The sequence below is a fragment of the Microbacterium sp. NPDC089695 genome (assembly GCF_044749085.1).
GTDB lineage: Bacteria > Actinomycetota > Actinomycetes > Actinomycetales > Microbacteriaceae > Microbacterium.
This window is the reverse complement of sequence record NZ_JBIVHG010000001.1, coordinates 1,270,532-1,294,917: the sequence shown is the minus strand read 5'-3', so window position 1 is coordinate 1,294,917 and position 24,386 is coordinate 1,270,532. Positions and strand designations below refer to the sequence as shown.

The following is a 24,386-nucleotide window of genomic DNA, read 5'->3' as shown; positions in this document are numbered from 1 at the left end:
TCAGGCCTCCGTCTGGCGCGTGCGCGGGTCGAGGTACGCGTAGACGATGTCGGCGATGATGTTCGCGACGAGCACCGACAGCGTGATCACGAGGAAGACACCCTGCATGAGGGCGAAGTCCTTCGCGTTCGTGGCGTCGAGCAGCAGTTTGCCGACGCCCGGGTAGCTGAACACCATCTCCATGACGATCGTGCCGCCGACGATGAAGCCGATCGACAGCGCGAAGCTCTGGATCTGCGGCAGCACCGCGTTGCGGGCGGCGTAGGCCCACAGCACGCGCCGGTTCGGCATGCCCTTGGCCTGCGCGACCGTGATGTAGTCCTCGTCGAGCACCGTGAGCATCATGTTGCGCATGCCCAGCATCCATCCGCCGAGCGAGGCGATGATGATCGTGACCGCCGGCAGGGTGCCGTGCGCGATCACCTGTCCGATGAAGTCGAGGCTCCATTCCGGCGACTGCCCCTTGCCGTAGGCGTGCGACGAGGGGAACCACTTGAGCGTCGACGAGAAGATCGCGATCGCGATGAGGCCGAGCCAGAAGTACGGGATGGTGTTGAAGAACGTCGTGATCGGGATGAGCGCGTCGAGACGGCTGCCCCGCTTCCACCCGACGATCGCGCCGCCGACAGTGCCGAGGGCGAACGAGATGATGGTCGCGAGTCCGACCAGACCCAGGGTCCACGGAAGGGCGGCGCTGAGCACCTCGGCGACGGGTCGCAGACCGTGCAGCGTCGAGATGCCGAGGTCGCCGCGGAACAGCGTGCCCCAGTACTCGATGTACTGCTGCCACAGCGACTTGTCGGAGTCGATGCCGAGCAGGATGCGGAGCGAATCAGCGGCCTCGGGGCTGATGTTCCGGTTGCGGGCCAGGTACGAGCTGACCGCGTCGCCCTTCATGAACCGCGGCAGGAAGAAGTTGATCGTGATCGCGGCCCAGAGGGTGAACAGGTAGAACGCGGCGCGTCCGGCGAAGAACCGCCAGGGCACGATCTTCCGCCCCTTCTGCGCGGCCGTCGCGGTGGTGCCGACCTCGAGCGCGTCGGGGCGTCCGTCCTCCGGGTTCAGTCCGGTCTGCCCGAGCTCGGGCGATGCGGTGGTCACTGGGCGCCTCCTGTGTGTCCGGCGCCGGACGCGCCCGCCGAGGCGAAGTGCTTCTCGGGGTCGGGCGATGCGGCGCGGAGCTCGCGGGTGTACGGGTCCTGCGGGTCGAGGATGACGTCGTCGGCGGGGCCGTACTCGACGACACGACCCTGGTTGAGCACCATGATCTCGTCGCTGAAGTGCCGCGCCGTCGCGAGGTCGTGGGTGATGTACAGCACGCCGAGGCCCTCTTCGCGCTGCAGGTCGGCGAGCAGGTTCAGCACGCCGAGGCGGATCGACACGTCGAGCATCGAGACGGGCTCGTCGGCCACAAGGAGGCTCGGGCGGGATGCCAGGGCGCGGGCGATCGCGACGCGCTGGCGCTGGCCGCCGGAGAGCTCGTGCGGGCGGCGGTCGATCACGGCATCCGCGTCGAGGCGCACGCGCTCGAGCAGCCGGCGCACCTCGGCCTCGGTGTCGTTCTTCGGCACGACGTCGTCGAGGCGGATGGGACGCTCGATGTGGTAGCGGATCGTGTGATACGGGTTGAGCGAGGCGAACGGGTCCTGGAAGACCATGCGCAATTGCTGCCGGTAGGCGCGCAGGCCCTTGCCCCGTCGCGGGATGGGTGTGCCGTCGAGACGCACCTGGCCGCTGGTCGGGGTCTCGAGCTGCGTGAGGATCTTGGCGATCGTCGACTTGCCGCTGCCCGACTGGCCGACGAGTCCGATCGTCTGTCCGGAGGTGAGGGTGAAGCTCACGTCGTCGAGGGCCTTGAGCTGGCCGGCGCCGCGGACGTTGTAGATCTTCGTGACGTTCTCGAATTCGAGGGTGGTCATCGCGCCAGCACCCCTCTCTCGCCGGTCAGGCGGGGGAAAGACGACAGCAGCGTCTTCGTGTAGTCGTGCTGCGGGTCGTTCCAGATCCGCTCGGCCGGTGCCAGTTCGACGATCTCACCCGCACGCATGATCGCGATGCGGTCGCTGATCTCGAGCAGCAGCGGGAGGTCGTGAGTGATGAAGATCACCGAGAAGCCGAACTCGTGCCGCAGCTGCGAGATCTGCTTCAGGATCTCGCGCTGCACGAGGACGTCGAGCGCGGTCGTCGGCTCGTCCATCACCATGAGCTGCGGACGCAGGGCGAGCGCCATCGCGATCATGACGCGCTGACGCATACCGCCGGACAGCTCGTGCGGGAAGGACTTCATGCGCTGACGTCCGACCTTGACGATCTCCAGCAGCTCCTCGGCCTCGGCGCGGCGCTGTCTCCTGGTCATGTCCGGACGGTGGATCTCGAATACGTCCTCCAGTTGCGAACCGATGGTCGCGACCGGGTTGAGCGCGTTTATCGCGCCCTGGAACACCATCGACACCTTGTCCCAGCGGAAGCGCTGCATGGCCTCGACGTCGAGGGCGCTGATGTCGACGTCGACGCCCGAGGCGTCGTGGAACGTGACGTCGCCGCCCGCGATCACCGCGGGAGCCCGCAGCAGGCGCTGCACCCCGTAGGCGAGCGTGGTCTTGCCGGATCCGCTCTCGCCGGCCAGGCCGAGGATCTCGCCGCGCTGCAGCTCGAGCGTCACGTTCTTCACCGCCTCGACGGGCGGATCGACGTCGTACACGACCGAGAAGTCGCGCACGCTGAGGAGGGGGTCTGGCATGGTGGTGTCCTTCGTCGGGTGCTGAGCACCCGGTCGTTGAGCGAGCGGAGCGAGCGCCGTACTGAGCGAGCGAAGCGAGTCGAAGTGACGAAACGCGCTGCGCCTGCGTTCGACGTTCCGCGCCGGGTGGACGCGTTTCGTCTCGGTCCTTCGGTCCTCGCTCAACGACCGGGTGAGGCGTCTTACTCGGCGGGCTTCAGCTTCGTGAGGATCATCACGATGTTCTGCTGCGTCGGGTCACCCGATGCGTAGGGGTCGTCCTCCGACGGCCAGCCGACGTAGTTGCGCGTGTTGTACTCGCCGAGCAGCGGGTGGGCGCCGAGCGGGATCGCCGGCACCTGGTCGACGAAGATCTCCTCGAGCGTGGTGATCGCCGCGGTGCGCTCCTCGTCGGACGACGCGTTCGCGTAGGTGTTCAGCGCCTCGGTGGCCACCGGGTCGTCGAAGCGACCGAAGTTGAAGCCCGCGATCCCCTCGGGGGAGATCCAGCGCGGGTCCATGGTCGACGTGTACAGGCCGTACGCCGTGCCGCTGTCCTCGAGCCAGTGGATGATCGCCGAGAAGCTGCCCTCGTCGCGGGGGCCTGCCCAGCCGCCCCAGTCGGGCATGTCGATCTTGACCTCGGCGCCGATCGCCTCGGTGACGTCCTCGGCGATGAGCTCCTGCGCGGTGTTCCAGTCGCTCCAGCCCGAGGGCACTGACAGCGTGAACGAGACGGGGGTGCCGTCGGGGTCGATCAGCGCGTCGTCCTTCCACGTGTAGCCGGCATCCTCGAGGATGCCGCGTGCCTTCTCGGCGTCGACGGAGTAGTTCTCGTCCTTGAACTCGGGCTGGATCTCGTCCTCGAGGATCGACGACAGACCGGTGACCGACCAGACCGGCTCGCTCGCGCCCTCGCGGGCGATGTCGACGTAGGCGTCGCGGTCGATGACCCAGGCGAGGGCCTGACGGAAGGCGACGTCGTCGAAGGGCTTCTGCTGCAGGTTCATGAACAGCGTCGCCGAGCCGGTGGTCGGGGCCACGAAGAACTTGTTGTGCTCGGGGTCGGCGTCGAGGAACTGCTCCTGGATCTGCGGGATGAACGCCTGCGCCCAGTCGGCCTCGCCCTGCGCGAGAGCCGTGGTCAGCGCGGTGTTGTCGCCGTACGAGACGTAATGCAGCTCGGGCACGGCGAGGTCGCCGCCCCAGTAGTCGTCGCGAGCCTCGAGCGTGACCGACTCGGTCGACCAGTTCGACAGCGCGTACGGGCCGGTGCCGACCAGGTCGTCGCCCTTGACGGGGTTCGTCGCCGGGTCGTCGAGGTTCTCCCAGATGTGCTTCGGGACGATCGGCACGTGCAGCACGCGCGACTGGTTGACGAACTTGGATTCGCCGAAGTTCAGCGTGACGGCGTCGCCCTCGACGGTCGCGCCCTCGAACTTCAGGCCGGCGGTGTCGAGCGCGGGGGTCGAGACGAGCTCGTAGGTGTAGACGATGTCGTCGGCGGTGAAGGGCTCGCCGTCGCTCCAGGTGACGTCCTTGCGGGGGACGACGGTGACCGACGTGTAGTCGTCGTTCCACTCGATGCTCTCGGCGAGCCACGGCGTGGTCTCGCGGTCGCCGGTCTGGTTGACGAGGGCGAGGGACTCGAAGATGACCTTGCCGTAGCCGTACTTGGATGCCGATGAGTCGCCGACGTACGGGTTGTTCGACTCGGTCGTGATCGCGCCGTCGGGCTTGGCGATCGTGAGCGCTGCGCCGCCTTCGGCGCCGTCGCCGGAGCCGCCGTCCGACGAGCAGCCCGCGAGGACCGTGGCGCCGAGGGCGCCGACCGCGAGCGCGGCGATGAGGGATTTCCTGAGCTTCATTGCTTCTCCTAGGGCACGGGTCGTTGTGCTGTGTGTGCGGCGGCTGCTCGGGCATCCGCCGATATTTTTGCTTACTGGCGAGAAAGTAAGTTGATGCGAGGTTACTCGTTAGTAAGTAAGGTTGGCAAGTACGGTCCCAGCAGGAGAGGAGAGACCATGCCCACGGATGCTGTCGCCACGACGCACGTGCGCCCGGCGACCCGGGAGAAGCGCGAGCAGATCCTCAAGGCCGCGGTCGAGATCTTCGGCAACAAGGGGTCGACGAACGGCACGCTCGCCGACGTCGCGGAGCAGGTCGGCATCACCCACGCCGGCGTGCTGCACCATTTCGGCTCGAAGCAGAAGCTGCTTCTCGAAGTGCTCGCCTACCGCGACCAGGCCGACGTGCAGAACCTCGCCGAGAAGCACATCCCCGGCGGACCGGAGCTGTTCCTGCACCTCGTGCGCACCGCGATCGCCAACGTCTCGCGCCCCGGCATCGTGCAGGCGTACACCGTGCTGTCGTCGGAGTCGGTGACCGACAACCACCCCGGACGCGAGTACTTCGAGGAGCGCTACACGACGCTGCGCCGCGAGGTCACCGAGGCGTTCCACGAGCTCTGCGCGCAGGAGGGCGTCGTCGAGCCCGACACCGTGGCGATGGCCGCCGCCGGCATCCTGGCCGTCATGGACGGACTGCAGCTGCAGTGGCTGCTGCACCGCGAGGTGTTCGACCTGGGCGAGGCGAGCGAGTTCGCGATCCGCGCGATCGTGAACGGCGTGCTGCACCCGGGCCCCGAGCTGGAGTCCTACCGCCACTGACCCGAACCACCCCCTTCTGAGCGATCCACCCCCCTGCGGACCGCGCGCAACGGGGTGGGTCGCACGGACAGGGGTGGCTCGCCGCAATGCCGCTGACCGGCCGCGAGTAGGCTCGGGGCCATGACGATCGACCTCGAAGCGCTGTACATCGACCTGCACCAGCATCCTGAGCTCTCGTTCCAGGAGACGCGCACCGCCGGCATCGCCGCCGGCCACCTGCGCGACCTGGGCCTCGACGTGCGCGAGGGCGTCGGCGTCACCGGAGTCGTGGGCGTGCTCGAGAACGGCGACGGCCCCGTGGTGTGGGTGCGCGCCGACATGGACGCGCTGCCCGTCGGCGAGGAGACCGGCCTGGCCTACGCCAGCACCGCCACCGGCATCGACCCCGCCGGCAACACCGTGCCCGTCATGCACGCGTGCGGCCACGACATGCACGTGACCGCCATGATCGGCGCCGTCGAGCGGCTCGTCGCCGACCGCGCCGACTGGTCGGGCACGCTCGTGGTGCTGATCCAGCCCGCCGAGGAGTACGGCGCCGGCGCCCGCGCGATGCTCGACGACGGGCTGCTCGACCTCGTGCCGCGCCCCGACATCGTGCTCGGCCAGCACGTCACCCCGCTGCCCGCCGGCACGATCGGTGTGCGCCCCGGCACGCAGATGGCCGCGTCCGACGGCCTCACCGTCACCCTGCACGGCCGGGGCGGACACGGTTCGCGCCCGCACTCCACGATCGACCCCGTCGTCATGGCCGCGGCCACGGTCATGCGGCTGCAGACGATCGCGGCGCGCGAGGTCGACCCGCGCGACGTGGCGGTCGTCACGGTCGGATCGATCCACGCGGGGCTCAAGAACAACATCATCCCGGCCGAGGCGAAGCTCGAGCTGAGCCTGCGCTATCCGACCGACGAGATGCGCGACAAGGTCCTCGCGAGCGTCGAGCGCATCGTGCGCGCCGAAGCCGCGGCATCCGGCGCCGAACGCGAGCCCGAGATCCGCACCGACCACGCCCTCCCGCCGACGATCAACGACGAGGACGCCACGGCGCGCGTGACCGCGGCGCTGCAGAAGGCCCTCGGCGAGGCGTCGGTGATCGACCCCGGCATGTTCACGGGCAGCGAAGACGTGTCGTGGTTCGCCCGCGACACCGGCGCCCCGCTCGTGTTCTGGTTCTGGGGCGGCATCGACCCGGTGCGCTTCCAGACCGCGATGGCCGCGGGGACGCTCGACAAGGACATCCCGACCAACCACTCGCCGTTCTTCGCGCCCGAGATCCACCCGACGATCGAGGTCGGCGTCACGGCGCTGTCGGCAGCCGCGCGCGAGTTCCTCGGCTGACGCCCGGGTTCGGGTCCGGACACCCCGGTCTGGGCGTTCCGTCGCGGCCTGAGCAGTCCGTCGCCGCACCACAACTCCGGAAAAGCGCCGGTGTTCGGGCTCAGCAGCCCGTTCAGCACCCCGGAACGGTCGTTCTCTCCGGAGTTGTGGACGGCGCACCAGGGAGCGTCATGGCGAGCACCCCGAGTCCGACTCCGCAGACGCCGCCCTCAGCCGCCGATCGCGTTCATCCCGCGGGCCGGCTGCAGGAACGACGGGTCGTCGATCGCGTGCCCGGGCAGCTTGCCGTGCACGCACGAGCGCAGCAGCGCGGCGATCGCCTCGGCCCGGTCGGCGGGAGCGGATGCCGCGTTCTCGCGCAGCACGCCGGAGAGGTCGTACTCGGTGTTCGAGAACAGGCAGTTGCGGAACTGGCCGTCGGCGGTCAGCCGCAGTCGATCGCACGCCCCGCAGAACGGCGCCGTCACCGAGGCGATCACGCCGACCTCGTGCGGGCCGCCGTCGATGCGCCACTTCTCGGCCGGAGCCCCGCCGCGGCCGGGCACCGGGTCGAGCCGCCACCGCTCGCGGAGCGCGGCGAGGATCTCCTCGCGCGTGACCATCGATGCACGATCCCAGGTGTGCCCCGCGTCGAGCGGCATCTGCTCGATGAAGCGCAGCTGCGCCCCCACGTCCATGGCGAACGCGACGAGGTCGGTGAGCTCGTCGTCGTTCACACCGCGCATCGCGACGGCGTTGAGCTTGAGCGGGCGCAGGTCGGATGCCGCGGCCGCGGCGATCCCCGACAGCACATCGTCGAGGCGGTCGCGGCGCGTGAGGTCGGCGAACTTCTGCCGGTCGATCGTGTCGATGCTGATGTTCAGCCGGGTGAGCCCCGCGGCGATCAGGTCGGGCAGATGCTTCTCGAGCGTGATGCCGTTGGTGGTCATCGCGACCTCGACCGGGCCGTCCGCTCCCTCGATGCGCGAGACGCGCCGCACCACGTCGACGATGTCGGGTCGCAGCAGCGGCTCCCCGCCGGTGAGGCGGAAGGTGCGGATGCCGAGCCCTGCCGCGACCTCGGCCACCTCGACGATCTCGTCGGTCGACAGGATGCTGGTGCGGGCGAGCCACTCGTTGCCCTGCTCGGGCATGCAGTAGGTGCATCGCAGCGAGCAGCGGTCCGTCAGGGAGATGCGCAGGTCGCGGTGGACGCGCCCGTGGGTGTCGACGAGCGCACCGTCGGCGCCCGCCGGCGCGGCGACCGACCGTACGCCGATCGCGACCGGTACGGCGGTCATCCCCCGCTCCCCGTCATCCTTCGAGACTAACCCGCGCAGCGGGGCCGAGGGCCGTCACGAGACGACACGCCGCGACGGGCTCAGGATGCCGGGACGAACCGCACGTGCTCGGGGGCGACCTGCAGAGCGAGTGCGTCTCCGGGGCGCAGCGCCCCGGCATCCGACAGCGAGAGGTCGACGGCGCCGAGGTCGGTGAGTACGCGCACCCCCTCCACCGTCGGCTCGACACGCGCCACGACCGCCCGCCACGAGTTCGTCGCCGCACCCTCGCCCGCCACGCGCAAATCGCCCGGCCGGAACACCGCTGCGAGTGCGACCCCGTCGGCGGCTGCGAGCGCCTGCGATCCGGCGTCCGCCGCGAACAGCAGTACGTCGCCGCGCCTCCATCCGCCACCGTCGCTGACGCCCTCGATCCGGTTGACCCCCGCGATCGAGGCGACGAAACCGGATGCCGGAGCGGCGAGCACCTCGCGCACGGCGCCCTCCTGCGTGACGCGCCCGCGTTCGAGCACGACGAGCCGGTCGGCGAGAGCGACCGCGTCGGCGGCGTCGTGCGTCACCGCGACGGTGGTGGTGCCGTCGAGCTGGTCGCGCAGCATCCGCCTGATGCCGCCGGCGGTCTCGGGGTCGAGGGCGACGAGGGGCTCATCCAGCAGCACGACGCGGGGAGCGGCGGCGAGCGCTCGCGCGACGGCGACGCGCTGCGCCTCGCCGCCCGACAGCTCCTGCGGCCGTCGATCCCCGGCGCCGGGGAGGCCCACGCGGTCGAGCCAGTCGTCGGCATCCCGCCGCGCGTGCGCGGCCGAGGTGCCCGCCGCGCGGGGCCCGAAGGCGACGTTCTCGCGCACGCTCAGGTGCGGGAACAGCCGCGGGTTCTGTCCGAGCAGCACGATGCCGCGCCGCATCGGCTCGGTGCGCACGCGGGGAGCGGCGACGCGGTCGACCACCCGGCCCGCCACGGCGATCTCACCCTCGTCGAGCGAGGCGAATCCGGCGAGCGCCTGCAGCAGCGTCGACTTGCCCGCCCCGCTCGGGCCCATGACGGCGACGGTCTCGCCGACCGCGACCTGCAGCGCGACGTCCACCGCGAAGTGCTCCCGCTCGACGACGACCCGCGCCTGCATCCCGTCGACCTGCCCGCTCATCGTGCCGCCCCCGGACGCCAGCCGCGCACCAGCAGCAGCACCGCGATGGCCGCCGCGAGCAGCAGCAGAGCGAGCGCGACGGCGGCACCCTGTGTGACGCCGGCCCCGTTGAACGCGGTGTAGATCGCGAGGGGCATGGTCTGCGTCACTCCGGGGCGGTTGCCCGCGAACAAGGCCGTGGCGCCGAACTCGCCGATCGCGCGGGCGAAGCACAGCACGACGCCCGCGACGATGCCCGGGGCGGCCAGCGGAAGCGTGATGCGCCGCAGGATCGTCCACCGACTCGCACCGAGCGCGGCGGCCATGCGTTCGAAGTCGACTCCCGAGGTGCGCACGGCGCCCTCGACAGCGAGCACGAGGAACGGGAGCGCCACGAACGTCTGCGCGAGCACCACGGCCGGCGTGCTGAACGACAGACCGAGCGCGCCGAACCATCCGGCACGGCCGAACAGGTAAAGGAGGGCGACGCCGCCGACCATGGGCGGCAGCACGAGCGGCACCGTGACGGCGGCGCGCAGAACGGCCGCGACCCGCGGCCCCGATCGGGCGATGGTGAGCGCGAGAGGCACGCCCACGATCACGCAGATCAGGGTCGCGAGAAGCCCGGTGCCGAGCGAGAGGACCAGGGCGGATCGGGCGGCGTCCGAGGTCACGTCGGCGACGAAGGTCGACCACTGCACCCGGGCGACGAGCGCCGTGAGCGGCAGGATCAGGAACGCGAGGCCGACGAGCGCCGGCACGACGATCGCGCGCGGCGCGTAGCCCCGCGCGTCGGCGCTCACGGGGCTCCGAAGCCGTAGTCCGCGAGGATCTTCTGCCCGGCATCCGACAGCACGAACGCGACGAACGCCTCCGCGGCGTCGCTGTTCGGCGCGCCGTCGAGCGCGGCGATCGGATAGTGGTTCACGACGTCGTCTGCCCCGTCGGGCACGATGACCTCGACGTCGTCGCGGCCGATCACATCGGTCGCGTAGACGAGTCCGGCATCCGCCTCTCCCGCGGCGACCTTGGTCAGCACGGCGGTGACGTTCTGCTCGAGGCTGGCGGCTTCGACCGTGAGCCCGGCGTGCGACAGCAGCGTGGCGGATGCCGCTCCGCACGGCACCTCGGGCGCGCACAGCACCGTCGTGACGTCGGCGAGGTCGGCCAGCGTCTCGACACCGCCCGGGTTGCCCGCGGGCACGGCGATCACGAGCGTGTTCGACGCGAACAGGGTCGGATCGATCGCGAGGTCGGCGAGCTTGTCCATGTTCTTCTCGTCGGCCGAGGCGAACACGTCGCCGGGTGCGCCCTCCTGCAGCTGGGTGACCAGGGTCGACGAGCCGTCGTACACGCCGCTGAAGCGCACGTCGGGGTTCTCCTCGGTGAAGGCCGCGCCGATCTCGTCGAAGGCGCCCTGCAGGGATGCCGCGGCGTAGACGGTGAGGTCGCCGCTGAGCGTGCTGGCCTCCGTGGCGGCCGTCTCGTCGGGCGCGGGCTCGGCGGCGGGCGACGAGCATCCGGTGAGGGCGAGCGCGGCAAGCACCAGCACGGCGGCGGATCGGACGAGTGAGCGGTTCATGTCAGCCCTTCGGGACTTCGACGACGACCTGGGTCGCCTTGACGGATGCGGTGGCGAGGGAGCCGAACTCGAGGTGGAGTTCACGCGCCGCCTCGGCGGACATCAGGGAGACCACGCGATGAGGCCCGGACTGCAGGTCGACCTGCGCCATGAGTCCGTCGATCTGCACGCGCGTCACGATGCCCACGAAGCGGTTCCGAGCGCTCGACAGGATGCCGTTGGGATCCGTCGTCTCATCGGCGAGCGCGACGGCCCGCGCGGCGAGAGCGTCGCCGGGGATCTCGGCGGGCACAGCATCCGTGGTCGGGAGCAGTCCCTGGTCGATCCAGCGGCGCACGGTGTCGTCACTGACCCCGAGAAGCTGGGCGGCGCGAGCGATGCGGAAGGTCTGCATGGCTCGAGGGTACCGCCCTTGCGGGTGTTCAGGGCCGCAGGAGGCGCAGATGCGGAGATCCGGGGCACGCATCCCTGCGCTCGCTTCGCACTCGAACCCTCCGGAGAGGGACGGGCATAGCCTTGTCCCATGGACCCCCTCGTCGCACCCGCGCCCGTGCTCGATCCTGCGGAGCTCGTGCGCACGGCCCGACACGCGGTGCTGGCGGGCATCGGCGAGGAGGGGCAGAGGCGGCTCGCGGCATCCCACGTCGCGGTCGTCGGGGTCGGCGGCATCGGCTCGCCGGTGCTGCTCGCGCTGGCGGCGGCCGGAGTCGGCACGATCACGGTGATCGACGACGACGTGGTCGAGCTCACGAACCTGCAGCGCCAGCTCGCGCATCGTGCGGACGACGTCGGCACCGCCAAGACCGTGTCGGCCGAGCGGGCGATCACCGCGCTCGCTCCGCAGGCCGCGGTCGTCCCGCAGCAGGTACGCCTCGACGCCGCGAACGCGACCGATCTGCTGCACGACGCCGACGTCGTGATCGACACGAGCGACTCGTTCGCCACCAGACGCGATGTCGCGGCGGCAGCCGAGGCGCTCGGCCTCCCGCTCGTGTGGGGCGCCGTGCAGGAGTGGCACGCGCAGGCGACCGTGTTCTGGTCGGCGCCACCCGCCGGGCACGAGCCGGTCGTGCTGGCCGACCTCTTCCCGCCCGGCACCGAGGGCGAGCCGCCCAGCTGCGCGCAGGTCGGCGTGCTCGGGGCGCTGTGCGTGCAGGTCGGCGGGATGCTGGCCGGCGAGGCCGTGAAGCTGATCACCGGCGCAGGGGAGCCGCTGCTCGGCCGCCTCGCGATGATCGACGCCCTGTCGGCCCGACAGCACGAGATCGCGATCCGTCCGGCGGTGACCGCATGAGCGCGCGGCTCACGGTCGAGGAGCAGCTCGCCCGGGTGCTCGACGCGGTGCAGACGCTGCCCGTCGCACAGGTGCCGATCGAGGATGCCGCGGGCCGCACCCTCGCGGTCGATGCGACGGCCGCCCACGACATCCCCCTGTTCGACAACTCCGCGATGGACGGGTTCGCTGTGCGCGCGGCCGATGTCGCCGCGGCGTCCCCCGAGAACCCCGTGCGCGTGCGCGTCGTCGCCGATCTGCCGGCCGGCGTCGCCGACGATCCGGCTCTGGGCGCGGGTGAGGCCGCCCGGATCATGACGGGCTCCCCCGCGCCGACAGCGGCCGACGCGATCGTGCCGTTCGAAGACACGGCGGGTGGACTCGCCGATTCGCTCGGCGAGGTCGAGATCGTGAAAGCCCCGGCAGCAGGTGCCTTCGTGCGCCGCCGGGGAGCCGACCTGCACGCGGGCGACGCCGTGGTCCACGCGGGCGAGCGCCTCGGCGCCTTCCAGATCGCGGCCGCGGTGGCCGCGGGCATCGACAACGTCGCCGTGACCCGCGCACCGCGCGTCGCGGTCGTGTCGACGGGCAGCGAGCTGCTCGCGCCGGGTGAGACGACGATGCGGGGGCGCATCCCCGATTCCAACGGTCCGCTGCTGCGGCAGCTCGTGACCGATGCCGACGCCGAAGTCGTGCTCGTCGCCCGGGTGGCCGACGACCCGGATGCCGTCGCCGCCGTCACGGCCGACGCGATCTCCCGTGAAGCCGACGTGATCGTCTTCACGGGCGGGGTGAGCGCGGGCGCCTACGAGCCCGTCCGCGGCGCGTTCGACGGGCGCGGCGAGGTGGAGTTCGTGAGCGTCGCGATGCAGCCGGGCAAGCCGCAGGCGTTCGGCGCCCTGGGCACGGGAACGCTCGTGTTCGGACTGCCCGGCAACCCGGTGAGCGTCGCCGTGTCGTTCGAGGTCTTCGTGCGCCCCGCGCTGCTCGCGCTGCAGGGACGCGCCGAGATCCATCGTCCGCGCGCGCGCCTCACCGCTGCCGCCGACTGGACGACCCCTCCCGCGCGTCGTCAGTACCTGCCCGCCGTGGTCGACCTGCACGAGCACACGGTGCGGCCTGCGACGGCCGGCGGGTCGGGCTCGCACCTCGCCGGCGGCCTCGCCCGCGCACACGCCTTCGCGATCGTCCCGGCCGATGTCGAGCGGGTGGCCGTGGGCGACGTGATCGATGTCATGCTGGTCGGATGAGCTTCCCGCATCTCGACACCTCCGGCCGAGCGCACATGGTCGACGTGACGGCCAAGCAGCCGACCGTGCGCAGCGCGACCGCACGCGGTTTCGTGCGCTGCGCTCCGGAGGTCGTCGCCGCACTCCGCGACGGCACCGCACCGAAGGGCGACGTGCTCGCCGTGGCGCGCATCGCCGGCATCCAGGCTGCGAAGTCGACGCCGACGCTGCTCCCCCTCGCGCATGTGATCGGCGTGCACCGGGCGAGCGTCGAGCTCGAGATCGTCGACGACGGCGTGCTCGTCGAGGCCACGGTCGGCACCGCCGACCGCACCGGCGTCGAGATGGAGGCGCTCACGGCGGTGTCGGTCGCCGCGCTCGCGATCGTCGACATGGTGAAGGGCCTCGACCGCTCGGTCGTGATCGAGAACGTGCGCATCGTCGCGAAGTCGGGCGGGCGCTCGGGCGACTGGGTGCGCGAGGGCGAGACGCCGTGACCCGCGTACGCTATTTCGCCGCTGCCGCGGAGGCCGCGGGAACGGATGCCGAAGAGCGGCCGGAGACGACTCTCGCCGAGCTCCGTGCGGCCGTCGTATCCGAGCATCCGGCTCTCGGCGACATCCTGCCGAAATGCGCGGTCATGGTCGACGGCGTGCGCAGCGACGACGACCGGTCGCTCGACGGCGTCGCCCTCATCGACGTGCTGCCGCCCTTCGCCGGCGGTTGACGCCCCTCAGCCGCCGATGCCCTTCCACAGCGTCGAGCCGTCGGCCTCGAGCTGACGCTTCCACACCGGCAGGTCGCGCTTGATGTCCTCGATCACCGCTCGGCACACCTCGAACGCCTCGGCGCGGTGCTCGGCCGCGACGGCGATGATGACGGCTGCGTCGCCCACCGCGAGCTTGCCGATCCGGTGACTCACGGCGACGTCCACACGCGCCGAGCCCGCGGCATCCGCGCCCGCCTTCTCGGCGATCGAGCGCAGCACGGCCTCGGCGTCGGGATGCGCGCTGTATTCGAGCCCGACGACGGGGGTCTCCGCGTCGGGGTCGTTGTCGCGCACACGACCGATGAAGGTCGTGACACCGCCGAGCGCCGGGTGCTCCACCGCGCGCAGGTGCGCGTCGAGGTCGAGCGGCTGCTCCGAGATGGCTGCGAGCTGGATGGTGTTCATCAGTGGTCCCCTCCGTCGGTCTGATCGACGATGTGCCGGGCGACGCCCAGCACGATCGGCACCCCGGATGCGACGGCGCGCGTCGATCCGGGAAGATTCACGACGAGCGCGCCCGCCGGGTCGACGATGCCGGCGACTCCGCGCGACAGCACCGACAGCGGGGTGTCGGCGAGCCCGCTGCGCCGCAGTTCCTCGGCGATGCCGGGCACCTCACGGGTGATGACCTGGCGCGTCCCCTCCGGGGTCAGGTCGCGCGGGCTCACGCCGGTGCCGCCCGTGGTCAGGATCAGTCGCACCCCGCGTCCGACCGCACGGCGCAGAGCCTCGGCGACGGAGTCGACCCCGTCGGCGACGACCTCGGCGTCGGGGCAGTGCCACCCGGCATCCCGCAGCAGCCCCACGGCGATCGGGCCTCCGCGGTCTTCGCGCTCCCCCGCGAACGAGCGATCGGAGACCGTGATCACGCACGCGGGGAGTGACGTCATGCGTCCACCCTAGGCGGAGGTCATCGGTCGCGCACGGATCAGGTGACGCGGATGAGCGAGCGCTGCCAGCCCGATGAGCCGTCGGGAGCGATGGGCGCACGCTCCTCGATCTGCAGGTCGCCGTTCTTGTTCACGGCCCGCACCGCGACGTAGTGCGTGCCGGGGGTCGCGTCCCACTCGACGAACCACTGCACCCACGTGTCCTCATTGACCGGAGCCGACAGGGTCGCCGCCTGCCACGCGCCGTCGTCGATGCTCACCTCGACGCGCTCGATGCCCACCGACTGCGCCCAGGCCACGCCGGCGATCGCGACCGTGCCCGCATCGACGGCGGCGCCGAGCTTGGGCGTGTCGATGCGCGAGGAGAACTTGATCGGCGCCTCGGCGCTGTACCCGCGCGGCGTCCAGTACGCCTCGTCCTTCTCGAACGTCGTGACCTTCAGCTCGGTCACCCATTTCGTCGCCGACACGTAGCCGTACAGACCGGGCACGACCATCCGCACCGGGAACCCGTGCTCGGGCGGCAGCGGCTCCCCGTTCATGGCGACGGCGAAGATCGCGTCGAGGTTGTCGTCGGTCAGGGCCGACAGCGGGGTGCTCGCGGTGTAGCCGTCGACGCTCTTCGAGAGCACCATGTCGGCGTCGCCCTTCACCCCGGCCTTCTTCAGCACGTCTCGCACTGGGACGCCGAGCCACTTGGCGTTGCCGACGAGCTCGCCGCCGACCTCGTTCGACACGCAGGTCAGGGTGATGACGTACTCGTCGAGTCCCATGTCGAGCAGGTCTTGGAAGCTCATCTCGACGCGCTCGTCGACCATGCCGTCGATCACGAGCCGCCAGGTGCTCGGGTCGACCGTGGGCACGGTCAGCGCGGTGTCGACGCGGTAGAAGTCCTTGTTCGGGGTGAACAGCGGGCTGAGGCCTTCGATGTCGAGCTCGGCGCCCTCCGGGATCGTGACGGTCGAGTTCGGCTTCGGCAGCTTCAGGTTGTCGCGGATCGCCTCGACCGAGGTCACGGCCATGCTCACGGCGCGCGAGGCGACGCCGACGATGACGGCGGATGCTCCGGCGATGCCGGCGAGCACGAAGAACTGACGCCGGCCTATGGCCTTCGGCGAGGCATCGCCGTCGGCGGGTGCGGCAGCGGCCTTCCAGGCGCGCAGGCGGCGCGACAGCATCACGAGGATGACGGCGCCGGCGGCTGCGCCGAGCAGCGGAGGCAGGAAGCCGAGGGGGCTGGCGCCGGCGCGCGTCACGACCGCGGCGGTAGAGAGGGCGCCCGCGATGCCGATGACGATGACGCCGAGCGGCGGACGGACGTACTCGAGGATGCCGCCGACCATCGACGCGATCACCACCGCCAGACCGAGCCCGGCGAGGAGGGCGACCTTGTCGTACTCGCCGAAGGTCGCGATCGCGAACTCTTTGAACGGCTGCGGCACGATGTCGATCACGAATCCGCCGACCGCCAGTACGGGGCTCGCGGATCGAGCGAGGATCAGGGCGAGCAGCTCGGCGACCGCCAGGAACACCGCCCCGCTGACGAGTCCGGCCAGGGCGGCCCAGACGAAGAACCGTTTACGGCCTGTCGCGTTGCGTGTCATATCCGCTCTCCTCGCTCGCCGACGACGTCGTGGTCGTCTTCTGTTCGGAGTCGACGGCGGTTCGGATGTCGGGCCGCGCGGTCAGAGCGGACAGTCGATCAGAGGGGACGCGCGGTGATGGTGTCGCGATCCTGACTGCGGCGCAGCGTGTTCAGGCAGCGGGAGCAGAGGATCTCGACCGTGCGCGGGTGGTTCTCGCCGCACGCGCAGTCGATCGAGACGCGCCATTTCGCCTTGCGTCCGCAGGGGGCGTAGGCCTCGTCGTCGCCGTGGTCGCATTCGCACCGCTGACGCCCGCGGTCGAGACCGGCGAGCTCGTCGAGGCCGGTCAGCGCACCGAGATCGGCGGCCGTTCCGGCATCCTGCTGCGTCGTGGTCACCTGCCGATGGTGCCAGGAGCGGGCGGTCGTCGCAAGCCGGGGGTCAGACCTGTACGACGTGGGGCGGCGGGGGCGGCGGCAGCTGTCGCTGAGGAACTCCGTGCGCCTCGCGATGCAGGCGTTCCATGCGGGCGTCGAGCTCGGCCGCGGCTTCGGCCGCATCCGTGAGGCTCTCGACGAGGTGCGAGGGCACCTGGTTCGAGAACTTGTAGTAGATCTTGTGCTCGAGGCTGGCCCAGAAGTCCATCGCGATCGTGCGGAACTGCACCTCGACGGGCACCGACATCGTGCCGGTCGACAGGAACACGGGCACCTCGATGATCGCGTGCAGGCTCTTGTAGCCGTTGTCCTTGGGCTGCGCGATGTAGTCCTTGACGGTGCGCACGGTCACGTCGTCCTGCGCGGTGAACAGGTCGAACAGGCGGTACACGTCGGCGACGAAGCTGCAGGTCACACGCACACCGGCGATGTCGGTGATCTCGGTGCGGATGCGCTCGAAGTCGGGCTCCTCGATGCCCTTGCGCGCGATCTTCTCGACGATGCTGTCCGGCGTCTTCAGGCGGCTCTTGACGTGCTCGATCGGGTTGTACGCGTGGTGGTGGGTGAACTCGTCGCGCAGGATCGAGATCTTGGTCTCGACCTCGCGCATCCCGAACTCGTATTCGCGAAGGAACCGCTGGAACTCGTCGCGAAGCTCCCGAGTCTGCTGGATCGCGTCGTCGGTGACCTGGAGGGACGTCATGCACTCGACGTTACGCGTCCGTGATCGGAAACGGCTGTGGATCGTCGATGAGCGTCCGCATGGGTTCCGTGAGCGCCGTCGGAGCGCGTGAGGATTCCGTTAGGGAGCGACGACGCGCCGTAGGGATTCCGTCAGGATGTCGTGAGGATGCCGTGCACGGGCGTAAAGTCGCCGGACGTGTCAGATGAATCACGCGAGACCACGGATGCGCCTCCGCTCGCCAAGCGCATCCTCATCGGCGAGCCGCTGACGAGTCAGCAGGTCGACGATCAGCTGCTGCCGAAGAAGATGGCGCTGCCGATCTTCGCGTCCGACGCGCTGAGCTCAGTGGCCTACGCGCCGCAGGAGCTCGTGATGATCCTGCTCATCGGCGGCCTGACGTTCCTCTCCTTCACGCCGCTCGTCGCGACCGCGGTCGTCGTGCTGCTGATCGTCGTCGTTCTCAGTTACCGCCAGCTCATCAAGGCGTACCCCTCGGGCGGTGGCGATTACGAGGTCGCATCGAAGAACCTGGGCGAGATCCCCGGTGTGATCGTGGCCGCGGCGCTGCTCGTCGACTACATCCTCACGGTCGCGGTGTCTGTGGCCTCGGGCGTCGACAACATCATCTCCGCGGTACCGGGACTCGATCCGTTCCGCGTCGAGCTGGCCGTCGGCTTCGTGATCCTCATCATCATCGTGAACCTGCGCGGCGTGCGCGAGGCCTCGCTCGTGTTCGCGATCCCCACCTACGTGTTCATCGGCTCGGTCGGCTTCATGATCGTGACGGGCCTCATCCGCACCTTCCTCGGCGACGCCCCGGTGGCGTCGAGCGCCGAGTTCGCGGTGCACTCCGAAGACCTCGGCCAGGCCGCCGTCATCCTCCTCATCCTGCGTGCGTTCTCGAGCGGATGCTCCGCCCTCACGGGCGTCGAGGCCGTGTCGAACGGCGTGCCCGCGTTCCGCACGCCGAAGATCCGCAACGCCCAGACGACCCTCGTGCTGATGGGGTCGATCGCGGCGTGCCTGTTCGCGGGGCTCACCGCGCTCGCGCTCATCGCCGGCGTGCACTACGCCGAGAACCCGTGCGACCTCGTGGGCTTCGACTGCTCGAACCCGCAGCCGAGCCTCATGGCGCAGATCGCCTCGGCGACGTTCGGTGGCGGCAGCATCCTGTTCTTCATCATCCAGGCGGCGACCGCGTGCGTGCTGCTGCTCGCGGCCAACACCGCGTTCAACGGCTTCCCGCTGCTGGGGTCGGTGCTGGCGCGCGACGGCTACGCCCCGAAGTCGCTCAACACCCGCGGCGACCGGCTCGTGTTCTCGAACGGCATGATCGTGCTCGGCATCGCCGCGATCGCGGTGCTCGTGGTGTTCCAGGCGCGGCTCACGACGCTCATCCAGCTGTACATCATCGGCGTGTTCGTGTCGTTCTCACTGGGGCAGATCGGCATGGTGCGCCACTGGCGGCGCGTGCTGCGAGGGCCGGTCGAGAGCTCGGAGGATGCCGGGATCGACGGCGCCTCGGCATCCGATCGCCGCTCGGCCAAGGTGGGTCTCATCATCAACTCCGCCGGCGCGACCCTGACGGTGCTGGTGCTCGTGATCGTGACGATCACGAAGTTCACGCACGGGGCCTACCTGGTGTTCTTCGCGATCCCGATCCTCGCGTTCCTGATGCTCGGGGTGAAGCGGTACTACCGCGACGTCGAGCACGAGATCGCGATCGACGACACGACGAGGTTCGGTGCGACCGGCGATCTCGCGATCGTGCTCGTGAACCGCCTGCAGAAGCCCGTGGCGAAGGCCGTCGACTACGCGGTCGCCGCCAAGCACGACAAGACCATCGGCCTGCACGTGGCGGTGGCGTCGGACGACGTGGCGCCGCTGCAGAAGGAGTGGCGCGACCACCACGTGCCCATCCCGCTCGTGATCGCCGAGTCGCCGTACCGGTCGTTCGCGCAGCCTGTGGCGCAGTTCATCAAGCAGTATCGCGAGAAGCACGGCGCCTCGGTCGTGACCGTGTACCTGCCGCAGTACATCGTCGGCCACTGGTGGGAGACCTTCCTGCACAACCGCCGCGCCCGTCGCATGGCGAACCAGCTCATGCTCGTGCACGGTGTGACGATCACGCTCGTGCCGTGGCTGCTCGACTCGTCGGAGCTGATCTACGGGCGCCGGTCGCGGCCGCTGCCCGGGCAGGAGCGCGCCGGGCGGCCGGTCGTGGTGACCGGTCGGCGTGCCCATCGGCCGGAGGGACCGCCCGAGGACGACACGAAGGGGCCTGCCGCGGGCTGATCCTAGGCTGGAGGCATGAGCACGCACGACGTCTGGCCCCTCCTCACCGAGCGACTGCGGATCCGACCTCTCGAGCCGGCCGACATCGACGTGATGTGGGAGTGGCGTCGGCTGCCCGACGTCAACCGCTGGCTGGGGCTCGCGCCAGAGACGCTCGAGGCGTTCCGCGAGCGGTACCTCGACCCCGAGCGGCTCGCGGCGATGCACCTGATCGAACTGCTCCCCGACAGCGACGACGGCACGGCGACCCCGATCGGCGACCTCATGATCAAGGTCGGCGACGCGTGGGCGCAGCTCGAGGTCGCGGAGCAGGCGCGGGGCGTCGAGGCCGAGCTCGGCTGGGTGCTCGACCCCGCGTACACGGGTCACGGTTATGCGACAGAAGCGGTGCGTGCGGCGATCGACGTGTGCGTAGGGCCGCTCGGGCTGCGCCGCGTGCACGCCGGATGCTTCGCCGACAACGAGCCGTCGTGGCGGCTCATGGAACGGCTCGGGATGCGCCGCGAGGAGTTCAGCCGCAAGACGGCGCTGCACCGCTCGGGCGAATGGCTCGACGGCATGAACTACGGCATCCTCGCGGAGGAGTGGGCGGAGCTCAGGTCGCGGTGACGCCGTCGACCACGAACGTGTAGAGGTCGCGCACGATGTCGGTGGCCTCGACGCGGTCGCGCGTACGGGCCGCCGCGACGAGGGCGTCGACCACCGACCGCAGCATCGCCGGGTTGCGCGGGCGGCTCAGGGTGCGGATGCCGAACACCAGCGCTCGACGCTTCGCGGCGTGCAGGGTGCGAAGATGCGGGTTGCGCGAGAATCCGGCGAGCATGTCGAGCAGATCCCACAGCCCTTCGGCTCCGGCCACCTGGTCTTGCTCGGCGTCGACCCAGAGCCTCGACACCTCGGCGGCACGGGCCGTGAAAGCGGCGATCTCGGCATCCGTGGCCCGCGCGAGTCCGAGGTCGGCGGCCGCGGTCGAGAGCCCCACACATTCCGCAGCGACGGCCACGAACCAGGCGGGCGTCGGGGTCGTGACGACCGAGGCGCGGTTGAAGCGCGGCTCGATCAGGTGCATCGACTCGAGCGCGCTGAGCGCGGCGCGCACGGTGGCGGGTGCGACCGAGAGGCGCTCGGTGAGCGCTGACACCGAGAGCGGGTCGCCGGGTGCGATCTCGCCCGAGACGATGGAGCGCGCGAGGGAGTCGACCACGGCATCCGCGCGTGACGACGCGTGCGGGAGCGACGGCTCGGCGCCGCCGATCAGACGGCTGTAGCGGAATCCGTCGCCGCGCGCGTCGTCGTCGTCCATGTCACTCGCGCGGGTTCTTCGCGGCGAGCGAGCCGGCGCGCAGCGGTTCGATCGTGACGTGTCGGAACAGCGGCTCGATGATGTCGCGGATGCCGACGCCGTCGCGGCGGCCGAAGGCATCGCGCAGCTCACCGAGAGCCCGACGCATGTGGTCGGCGAACTCCTCGGGCACGCGCTCCTCGGGCACCGTGCGGGTCAGGTGCAGGGCGAGCTGCCCGTCGAGGATGTCGATCATCGTCTGGTTGCCCGCGTTCATGACGACCTCGGCCCACAGCGCGTACCAGTGCTGCAGGCCCGCGCGCGTGGCCGCCCACACGAGGTCGGTCGCGAGGATGCCGTCGATCCGCCGCTGCAGCGACGCGATCTGCTCGTCGGTGTAGTCGGGCACCGACACGACGGCGCAGTAGCCGATCATGGCGACCGCGGCCTCGGCGCGGTCGGCCTGCGCGTTGAGGTCGACCGGAGCCACGCGTGTGAAGCGGTTGGTGCGCACCTCGATGAGACCGAGGTCGGCGAGACGGTTGAGCGCCTCGCGGATCGGGGTGCGGGAGACGCCGTATTCGGCCTGCAGGTCTTGGTCGCGGATCTCCTCGAGGGGACCCATGCGGCCCGACACGATCTCCTCCGCGAGCGTGGCGAACACCTGGTCGCGGATCAGCTGCCGCGGCCGGATGGGGAGGTGCTCGTTGTTGTCGTCCACTGCCACACTCTAAGTCGCCGGTATATCGCCGCACCACACATCAGACACTGAAGTTTCACCGGGGCTGTACCCGCATGAGTAGCGTCGAGGGCGTAGGGCAGCGGCTCACATTTCCGGCACAACTCCCCAATCCGTGCCATGGATTCCCCAGATCCCCCCGATCCTGGGTCGCTGCCCTTCTCCATGCCCGCGGTCGGGTAGGGCCGATCCTCAGCCGGCGACGAGCGCGAGCGCCAGCGTCGCGAGCACCACGGTCGGCACCGCCACGGCCGCGCCCCACAGCATGAGGCGCCCCCAGCGGATCTCCACTCCGAGCGACACGACCCGGTGATGCCACAGCAGCGTCGCGAGCGAGGCCCACGGGGTGATGAGCGGCCCGAGGTTCACGCCGATCAGCAGCGCCATCAGCGTGACCGGGTCGGAGGCCGCGGGTTCGAGGATCAGGTAGGCGGGCAGATTGTTGACGCCGTTCGCGGCGAGCGCTCCCGCAGAGGCGAGACCGAGCAGCTGGCCCACGCCGTGGCCGTCGGTCGCGAGAGCCGAGAGCACATCGAGGATGCCGTTCGCGTGCGCCGTCTCGACGAGCACGAACAGCGCGGTGGCGAGGCCGATCGCCTGCCACGGCACGAGCGACAGGCGCAGCACGTGTCGCCGGCGCACCGCGAACAGCACGATCAGCAGCACCGCGGCGACAGTCGCCGGGACCCACACGTCGTGGGTGAGGGCGAGCAGCGGCAGGAGGGCGAGCAGGATGCCGGCCGCTCCCCAGAACAGCAGGCGGTCGGCCGGGGCGCCGGCCGACGGCATCCGATATGCGGCGAACAGCGTGCGGCGGTGCACGATCGTGAGCAGCGCGACAGGCACGAGGATGCCGACGATCGTCGGCGCCCAGCTGAGCGCGAGGAACGATGCCGGGTTCTCGCCGATCGCGGGCGCGGCGAGCAGGTTCGTGAGGTTCGACACGGGCAGGGCGAGGGATGCCGTGTTCGCCAGCCACACCGTCGCGAGGGCGAACGGCAGCGGTGAGACGCCGATGCTCTGCGCCAGCACGACGACCACCGGGGTCACGATCACGGCGGTCGTGTCGAGCGACAGGAACACCGTGCTCATGACCGCGAGCAGCACGACCGACGCCCACAGCGCGATCACCCGACCGCGGCCCCAGCGGGCGAGGCGCTGCGCGAGCACGTCGAACACCGCGGCGTCACGGGCCAGTTCGGCGACGATCGTGATGGCGACGACGAATCCCAGAACGGGGGCGATGCGGGCACCGAGGGCTCCGGCATCCGGTGCGGGCAGGATGCCGGTGACCAGGCAGACCGCGGCCGCCACGACGAGCACCAGGACGATGATGGTGCCCGGCCCCAGCCGGCGTCGCGTCGCGCTCACTTCGTGAGTGTACGACCGGAGTGTGCGGGTGCGTTACCGGGATGCGGCGCGCTCACCGGCCGTCGCGGATGCCGGGGCGCACCCTCTTCTGGAGGCGTCGCCAGCTTCGATGGACGTCGCCCCGTTTCCGGAGGCGTCACCCAGTTCGGGGGCCGGCACGCCAAATGCCGGATGCTCCGGCGGCATCCCGCGGACATCTGGCGTGTCGGCCCCCGAACTGTAAGCGGATCGCTGGCATGGGTCGTCGACGGAGCTTCCTATTCGAGCGCGGAAAGGTCGCCCATGGATCGGGCGAGGCGGTGGAACTCCTCCGCGCGCTCGTGGTGACCCATGTCGAGGAGCATGGCAGCGAGGTTGTGCGCACTGTGCGCATCGCCCGAAGCGATGCCCGTCAGGTACACCTGCTCGGCAGCTTGTCGGAAAGCATCGTTACGCGGGGCGAAGGCGCTGATACCCGATGACAGCCACCAGGTCGAAAGTGATAAATTTCATTTATGATGGTGTGGATCGTGTGCTTGGAGGAAACTCCTGGCTTCATCGGCGTTTTTGACGTCGAAAGCGACGCGTACGAATTCCAGGAAAAGTATGCGGCCGATAGCGGACTCTCAGTTCTGCTTACCCCCGTCTCTGTGCCTTATCGGGCGGAAGGAACAGATGGGGCTCATTATTCGCAGTAGACGCTACGACTCTCCTAGCGCGCGTCAAGCGGCTCGAGTGTCTAGCGGAAGTTTTAGTTGACTAGAAATAGGTAGTCGAAGATGAGCCACCGTCACCACCGCAAGTTCGATTTTATTATCGCTGGATCATTGATCCTCGGGGTCGTAGCAGCCGGCGGCAGCCCGGCTTACGCGGCCCCCTCAGGGAACGACGCGCCCGACCTCCCGCCACTCACAGCGGTGAGCTCGGCGGACGTTCCCGACGAGTACCTCGTCTGCCCGGATGGAACACCACTTCCTGCTGGTGGGACAAATGTAGAAGAGATCATCCGGACAGGGGTTCCCCTCCGGTTCAGCGGGCGCGAAGCCAGCAATCTCTAGTTGTTGGGGAGCCGTCACCAAGACGTACATCAGGTCCATCGTTTTCATGCATAACGGGTGGCTCTGGGTTCCCGTTACTCAAGC

Annotated in this window: 25 protein-coding genes; 8 read left to right on the top strand and 17 right to left on the bottom strand. The window is 70.1% G+C overall.

All coding sequences use genetic code 11. From position 1 onward, the window contains the following. From ACIPYT_RS06380 to ACIPYT_RS06365, 4 genes are all read right to left on the bottom strand, one after another. A complete protein-coding gene (locus tag ACIPYT_RS06380) occupies positions 1–1,101 on the bottom strand; it encodes an ABC transporter permease (RefSeq protein WP_401071744.1) in 1,101 nt (366 codons plus the stop codon). Further along, positions 1,098–1,919, bottom strand: a complete 822-nt coding sequence (locus ACIPYT_RS06375) for an ABC transporter ATP-binding protein (RefSeq protein WP_401071742.1) — start codon at positions 1,917–1,919, stop codon at positions 1,098–1,100. Before ACIPYT_RS06375 ends, ACIPYT_RS06380 begins: the two co-directional genes overlap by 4 nt. Further along, a complete protein-coding gene (locus ACIPYT_RS06370; protein WP_401071740.1) occupies positions 1,916–2,740 on the bottom strand; it encodes an ABC transporter ATP-binding protein in 825 nt (274 codons plus the stop codon). The genes ACIPYT_RS06375 and ACIPYT_RS06370 overlap by 4 nt, the downstream gene beginning before the upstream one ends. Positions 2,741–2,922: 182 nt before the next feature. Further along, complete coding sequence (locus ACIPYT_RS06365) at positions 2,923–4,587, bottom strand: ABC transporter substrate-binding protein (protein WP_401071738.1); 1,665 nt, start codon at positions 4,585–4,587, stop codon at positions 2,923–2,925. Positions 4,588–4,743: 156 nt separating this feature from the next. Here ACIPYT_RS06365 and ACIPYT_RS06360 point away from each other — a divergent pair, with 156 nt between their 5' ends. Beyond that, a complete protein-coding gene (locus ACIPYT_RS06360; protein ID WP_401071736.1) occupies positions 4,744–5,388 on the top strand; it encodes a TetR/AcrR family transcriptional regulator in 645 nt (214 codons plus the stop codon). A 120-nt stretch (positions 5,389–5,508) separates the two neighbouring features. Further along, positions 5,509–6,723: an amidohydrolase gene (locus ACIPYT_RS06355; RefSeq protein ID WP_401071734.1), complete on the top strand. Its 1,215-nt coding sequence runs from the start codon at positions 5,509–5,511 to the stop codon at positions 6,721–6,723. Positions 6,724–6,932: 209 nt separating this feature from the next. Here ACIPYT_RS06355 and moaA read toward each other — a convergent pair whose 3' ends face one another. From moaA to ACIPYT_RS06330, 5 genes are all read right to left on the bottom strand, one after another. Then, positions 6,933–8,003, bottom strand: a complete 1,071-nt coding sequence (moaA, locus tag ACIPYT_RS06350; protein WP_401071732.1) for a GTP 3',8-cyclase MoaA — start codon at positions 8,001–8,003, stop codon at positions 6,933–6,935. Positions 8,004–8,083: 80 nt separating this feature from the next. After that, positions 8,084–9,148, bottom strand: a complete 1,065-nt coding sequence (locus ACIPYT_RS06345; protein WP_401071730.1) for a sulfate/molybdate ABC transporter ATP-binding protein — start codon at positions 9,146–9,148, stop codon at positions 8,084–8,086. Beyond that, positions 9,145–9,930, bottom strand: coding sequence for a molybdate ABC transporter permease subunit (gene modB, locus ACIPYT_RS06340; RefSeq protein ID WP_401071728.1), 786 nt, complete (start codon positions 9,928–9,930; stop codon positions 9,145–9,147). Before modB ends, ACIPYT_RS06345 begins: the two co-directional genes overlap by 4 nt. After that, on the bottom strand, positions 9,927–10,709 hold the full coding sequence (gene modA / locus ACIPYT_RS06335; protein ID WP_401071726.1) for a molybdate ABC transporter substrate-binding protein: 783 nt from the start codon (positions 10,707–10,709) through the stop codon (positions 9,927–9,929). Before modA ends, modB begins: the two co-directional genes overlap by 4 nt. Before the next feature lies 1 nt (position 10,710). Beyond that, positions 10,711–11,103, bottom strand: coding sequence for a molybdopterin-binding protein (locus ACIPYT_RS06330; RefSeq protein WP_401071724.1), 393 nt, complete (start codon positions 11,101–11,103; stop codon positions 10,711–10,713). A 129-nt stretch (positions 11,104–11,232) separates the two neighbouring features. On the opposite strand from ACIPYT_RS06330, the gene ACIPYT_RS06325 reads away from it, so the two are divergent. Genes ACIPYT_RS06325 through ACIPYT_RS06310 form a run of 4 tightly spaced genes read left to right on the top strand, consistent with a single transcriptional unit; the run spans position 11,233 to position 13,938 of the window. After that, on the top strand, positions 11,233–12,003 hold the full coding sequence (locus tag ACIPYT_RS06325) for a HesA/MoeB/ThiF family protein (RefSeq protein ID WP_401071722.1): 771 nt from the start codon (positions 11,233–11,235) through the stop codon (positions 12,001–12,003). Beyond that, positions 12,000–13,232, top strand: coding sequence for a gephyrin-like molybdotransferase Glp (gene glp, locus ACIPYT_RS06320; RefSeq protein WP_401071720.1), 1,233 nt, complete (start codon positions 12,000–12,002; stop codon positions 13,230–13,232). Before ACIPYT_RS06325 ends, glp begins: the two co-directional genes overlap by 4 nt. Next, entirely contained in the window at positions 13,229–13,708 is a 480-nt protein-coding gene (gene moaC, locus ACIPYT_RS06315) for a cyclic pyranopterin monophosphate synthase MoaC (RefSeq protein WP_401071718.1), read from the top strand. The genes glp and moaC overlap by 4 nt, the downstream gene beginning before the upstream one ends. Continuing rightward, positions 13,705–13,938: a MoaD/ThiS family protein gene (locus ACIPYT_RS06310; protein WP_401071716.1), complete on the top strand. Its 234-nt coding sequence runs from the start codon at positions 13,705–13,707 to the stop codon at positions 13,936–13,938. The genes moaC and ACIPYT_RS06310 overlap by 4 nt, the downstream gene beginning before the upstream one ends. A gap of 6 nt (positions 13,939–13,944) precedes the next feature. On the opposite strand, the gene ACIPYT_RS06305 is transcribed toward ACIPYT_RS06310, so the two are convergent. The 5 genes from ACIPYT_RS06305 to ACIPYT_RS06285 all read right to left on the bottom strand — a co-directional run bounded on the left by ACIPYT_RS06305 (position 13,945) and on the right by ACIPYT_RS06285 (position 17,596). Beyond that, positions 13,945–14,385 carry a molybdenum cofactor biosynthesis protein MoaE gene (locus ACIPYT_RS06305; RefSeq protein WP_401071714.1) on the bottom strand — a complete coding sequence of 147 codons (441 nt, stop codon included), beginning with the start codon at positions 14,383–14,385 and terminating at the stop codon, positions 13,945–13,947. Then, the gene (locus ACIPYT_RS06300; RefSeq protein ID WP_401071712.1) at positions 14,385–14,870 is read right to left on the bottom strand and encodes a molybdenum cofactor biosynthesis protein B; all 486 of its coding nucleotides are present in this window, start codon (positions 14,868–14,870) and stop codon (positions 14,385–14,387) included. Before ACIPYT_RS06300 ends, ACIPYT_RS06305 begins: the two co-directional genes overlap by 1 nt. Before the next feature lie 38 nt (positions 14,871–14,908). After that, positions 14,909–16,474 carry a molybdopterin-dependent oxidoreductase gene (locus ACIPYT_RS06295; RefSeq protein ID WP_401071710.1) on the bottom strand — a complete coding sequence of 522 codons (1,566 nt, stop codon included), beginning with the start codon at positions 16,472–16,474 and terminating at the stop codon, positions 14,909–14,911. Between the two features lie 98 nt (positions 16,475–16,572). Beyond that, positions 16,573–16,854, bottom strand: a complete 282-nt coding sequence (locus tag ACIPYT_RS06290; RefSeq protein ID WP_401071708.1) for a hypothetical protein — start codon at positions 16,852–16,854, stop codon at positions 16,573–16,575. Between the two features lie 43 nt (positions 16,855–16,897). Then, positions 16,898–17,596, bottom strand: coding sequence for a GTP pyrophosphokinase family protein (locus ACIPYT_RS06285; protein WP_401071706.1), 699 nt, complete (start codon positions 17,594–17,596; stop codon positions 16,898–16,900). 147 nt (positions 17,597–17,743) lie between these two features. Here ACIPYT_RS06285 and ACIPYT_RS06280 point away from each other — a divergent pair, with 147 nt between their 5' ends. Next, the gene (locus ACIPYT_RS06280) at positions 17,744–19,873 is read left to right on the top strand and encodes an APC family permease (protein WP_401071704.1); all 2,130 of its coding nucleotides are present in this window, start codon (positions 17,744–17,746) and stop codon (positions 19,871–19,873) included. A 15-nt stretch (positions 19,874–19,888) separates the two neighbouring features. Further along, positions 19,889–20,482, top strand: coding sequence for a GNAT family N-acetyltransferase (locus ACIPYT_RS06275; RefSeq protein ID WP_401071702.1), 594 nt, complete (start codon positions 19,889–19,891; stop codon positions 20,480–20,482). Here the strand turns inward: ACIPYT_RS06275 and ACIPYT_RS06270 are convergent. From ACIPYT_RS06270 to ACIPYT_RS06260, 3 genes are all read right to left on the bottom strand, one after another. Next, positions 20,469–21,176, bottom strand: coding sequence for a GntR family transcriptional regulator (locus ACIPYT_RS06270; RefSeq protein WP_401071700.1), 708 nt, complete (start codon positions 21,174–21,176; stop codon positions 20,469–20,471). The genes ACIPYT_RS06275 and ACIPYT_RS06270 overlap by 14 nt on opposite strands. A 1-nt stretch (position 21,177) precedes the next feature. Continuing rightward, positions 21,178–21,876 carry a GntR family transcriptional regulator gene (locus ACIPYT_RS06265; protein ID WP_401071698.1) on the bottom strand — a complete coding sequence of 233 codons (699 nt, stop codon included), beginning with the start codon at positions 21,874–21,876 and terminating at the stop codon, positions 21,178–21,180. A gap of 210 nt (positions 21,877–22,086) precedes the next feature. Further along, the gene (locus ACIPYT_RS06260) at positions 22,087–23,265 is read right to left on the bottom strand and encodes an SLC13 family permease (RefSeq protein ID WP_401071696.1); all 1,179 of its coding nucleotides are present in this window, start codon (positions 23,263–23,265) and stop codon (positions 22,087–22,089) included. Between the last annotated feature and the right edge of the window lie 1,121 nt (positions 23,266–24,386).

What these genes read in the sequence shown, in the direction of transcription:
- ACIPYT_RS06375 (WP_401071742.1), bottom strand. Translation starts at nt 1,919, where the DNA reads ATGACCACCCTCGAATTCGAGAACGTCACGAAGATCTACAACGTCCGC.
- ACIPYT_RS06370 (WP_401071740.1), bottom strand. Translation starts at nt 2,740, where the DNA reads ATGCCAGACCCCCTCCTCAGCGTGCGCGACTTCTCGGTCGTGTACGAC.
- ACIPYT_RS06365 (WP_401071738.1), bottom strand. Translation starts at nt 4,587, where the DNA reads ATGAAGCTCAGGAAATCCCTCATCGCCGCGCTCGCGGTCGGCGCCCTC.
- ACIPYT_RS06360 (WP_401071736.1), top strand. Translation starts at nt 4,744, where the DNA reads ATGCCCACGGATGCTGTCGCCACGACGCACGTGCGCCCGGCGACCCGG.
- ACIPYT_RS06355 (WP_401071734.1), top strand. Translation starts at nt 5,509, where the DNA reads ATGACGATCGACCTCGAAGCGCTGTACATCGACCTGCACCAGCATCCT.
- moaA (WP_401071732.1), bottom strand. Translation starts at nt 8,003, where the DNA reads ATGACCGCCGTACCGGTCGCGATCGGCGTACGGTCGGTCGCCGCGCCG.
- ACIPYT_RS06345 (WP_401071730.1), bottom strand. Translation starts at nt 9,148, where the DNA reads ATGAGCGGGCAGGTCGACGGGATGCAGGCGCGGGTCGTCGTCGAGCGG.
- modA (WP_401071726.1), bottom strand. Translation starts at nt 10,709, where the DNA reads ATGAACCGCTCACTCGTCCGATCCGCCGCCGTGCTGGTGCTTGCCGCG.
- ACIPYT_RS06330 (WP_401071724.1), bottom strand. Translation starts at nt 11,103, where the DNA reads ATGCAGACCTTCCGCATCGCTCGCGCCGCCCAGCTTCTCGGGGTCAGT.
- ACIPYT_RS06325 (WP_401071722.1), top strand. Translation starts at nt 11,233, where the DNA reads ATGGACCCCCTCGTCGCACCCGCGCCCGTGCTCGATCCTGCGGAGCTC.
- glp (WP_401071720.1), top strand. Translation starts at nt 12,000, where the DNA reads ATGAGCGCGCGGCTCACGGTCGAGGAGCAGCTCGCCCGGGTGCTCGAC.
- moaC (WP_401071718.1), top strand. Translation starts at nt 13,229, where the DNA reads ATGAGCTTCCCGCATCTCGACACCTCCGGCCGAGCGCACATGGTCGAC.
- ACIPYT_RS06305 (WP_401071714.1), bottom strand. Translation starts at nt 14,385, where the DNA reads ATGAACACCATCCAGCTCGCAGCCATCTCGGAGCAGCCGCTCGACCTC.
- ACIPYT_RS06300 (WP_401071712.1), bottom strand. Translation starts at nt 14,870, where the DNA reads ATGACGTCACTCCCCGCGTGCGTGATCACGGTCTCCGATCGCTCGTTC.
- ACIPYT_RS06295 (WP_401071710.1), bottom strand. Translation starts at nt 16,474, where the DNA reads ATGACACGCAACGCGACAGGCCGTAAACGGTTCTTCGTCTGGGCCGCC.
- ACIPYT_RS06285 (WP_401071706.1), bottom strand. Translation starts at nt 17,596, where the DNA reads ATGACGTCCCTCCAGGTCACCGACGACGCGATCCAGCAGACTCGGGAG.
- ACIPYT_RS06280 (WP_401071704.1), top strand. Translation starts at nt 17,744, where the DNA reads ATGCCGTGCACGGGCGTAAAGTCGCCGGACGTGTCAGATGAATCACGC.
- ACIPYT_RS06275 (WP_401071702.1), top strand. Translation starts at nt 19,889, where the DNA reads ATGAGCACGCACGACGTCTGGCCCCTCCTCACCGAGCGACTGCGGATC.
- ACIPYT_RS06270 (WP_401071700.1), bottom strand. Translation starts at nt 21,176, where the DNA reads ATGGACGACGACGACGCGCGCGGCGACGGATTCCGCTACAGCCGTCTG.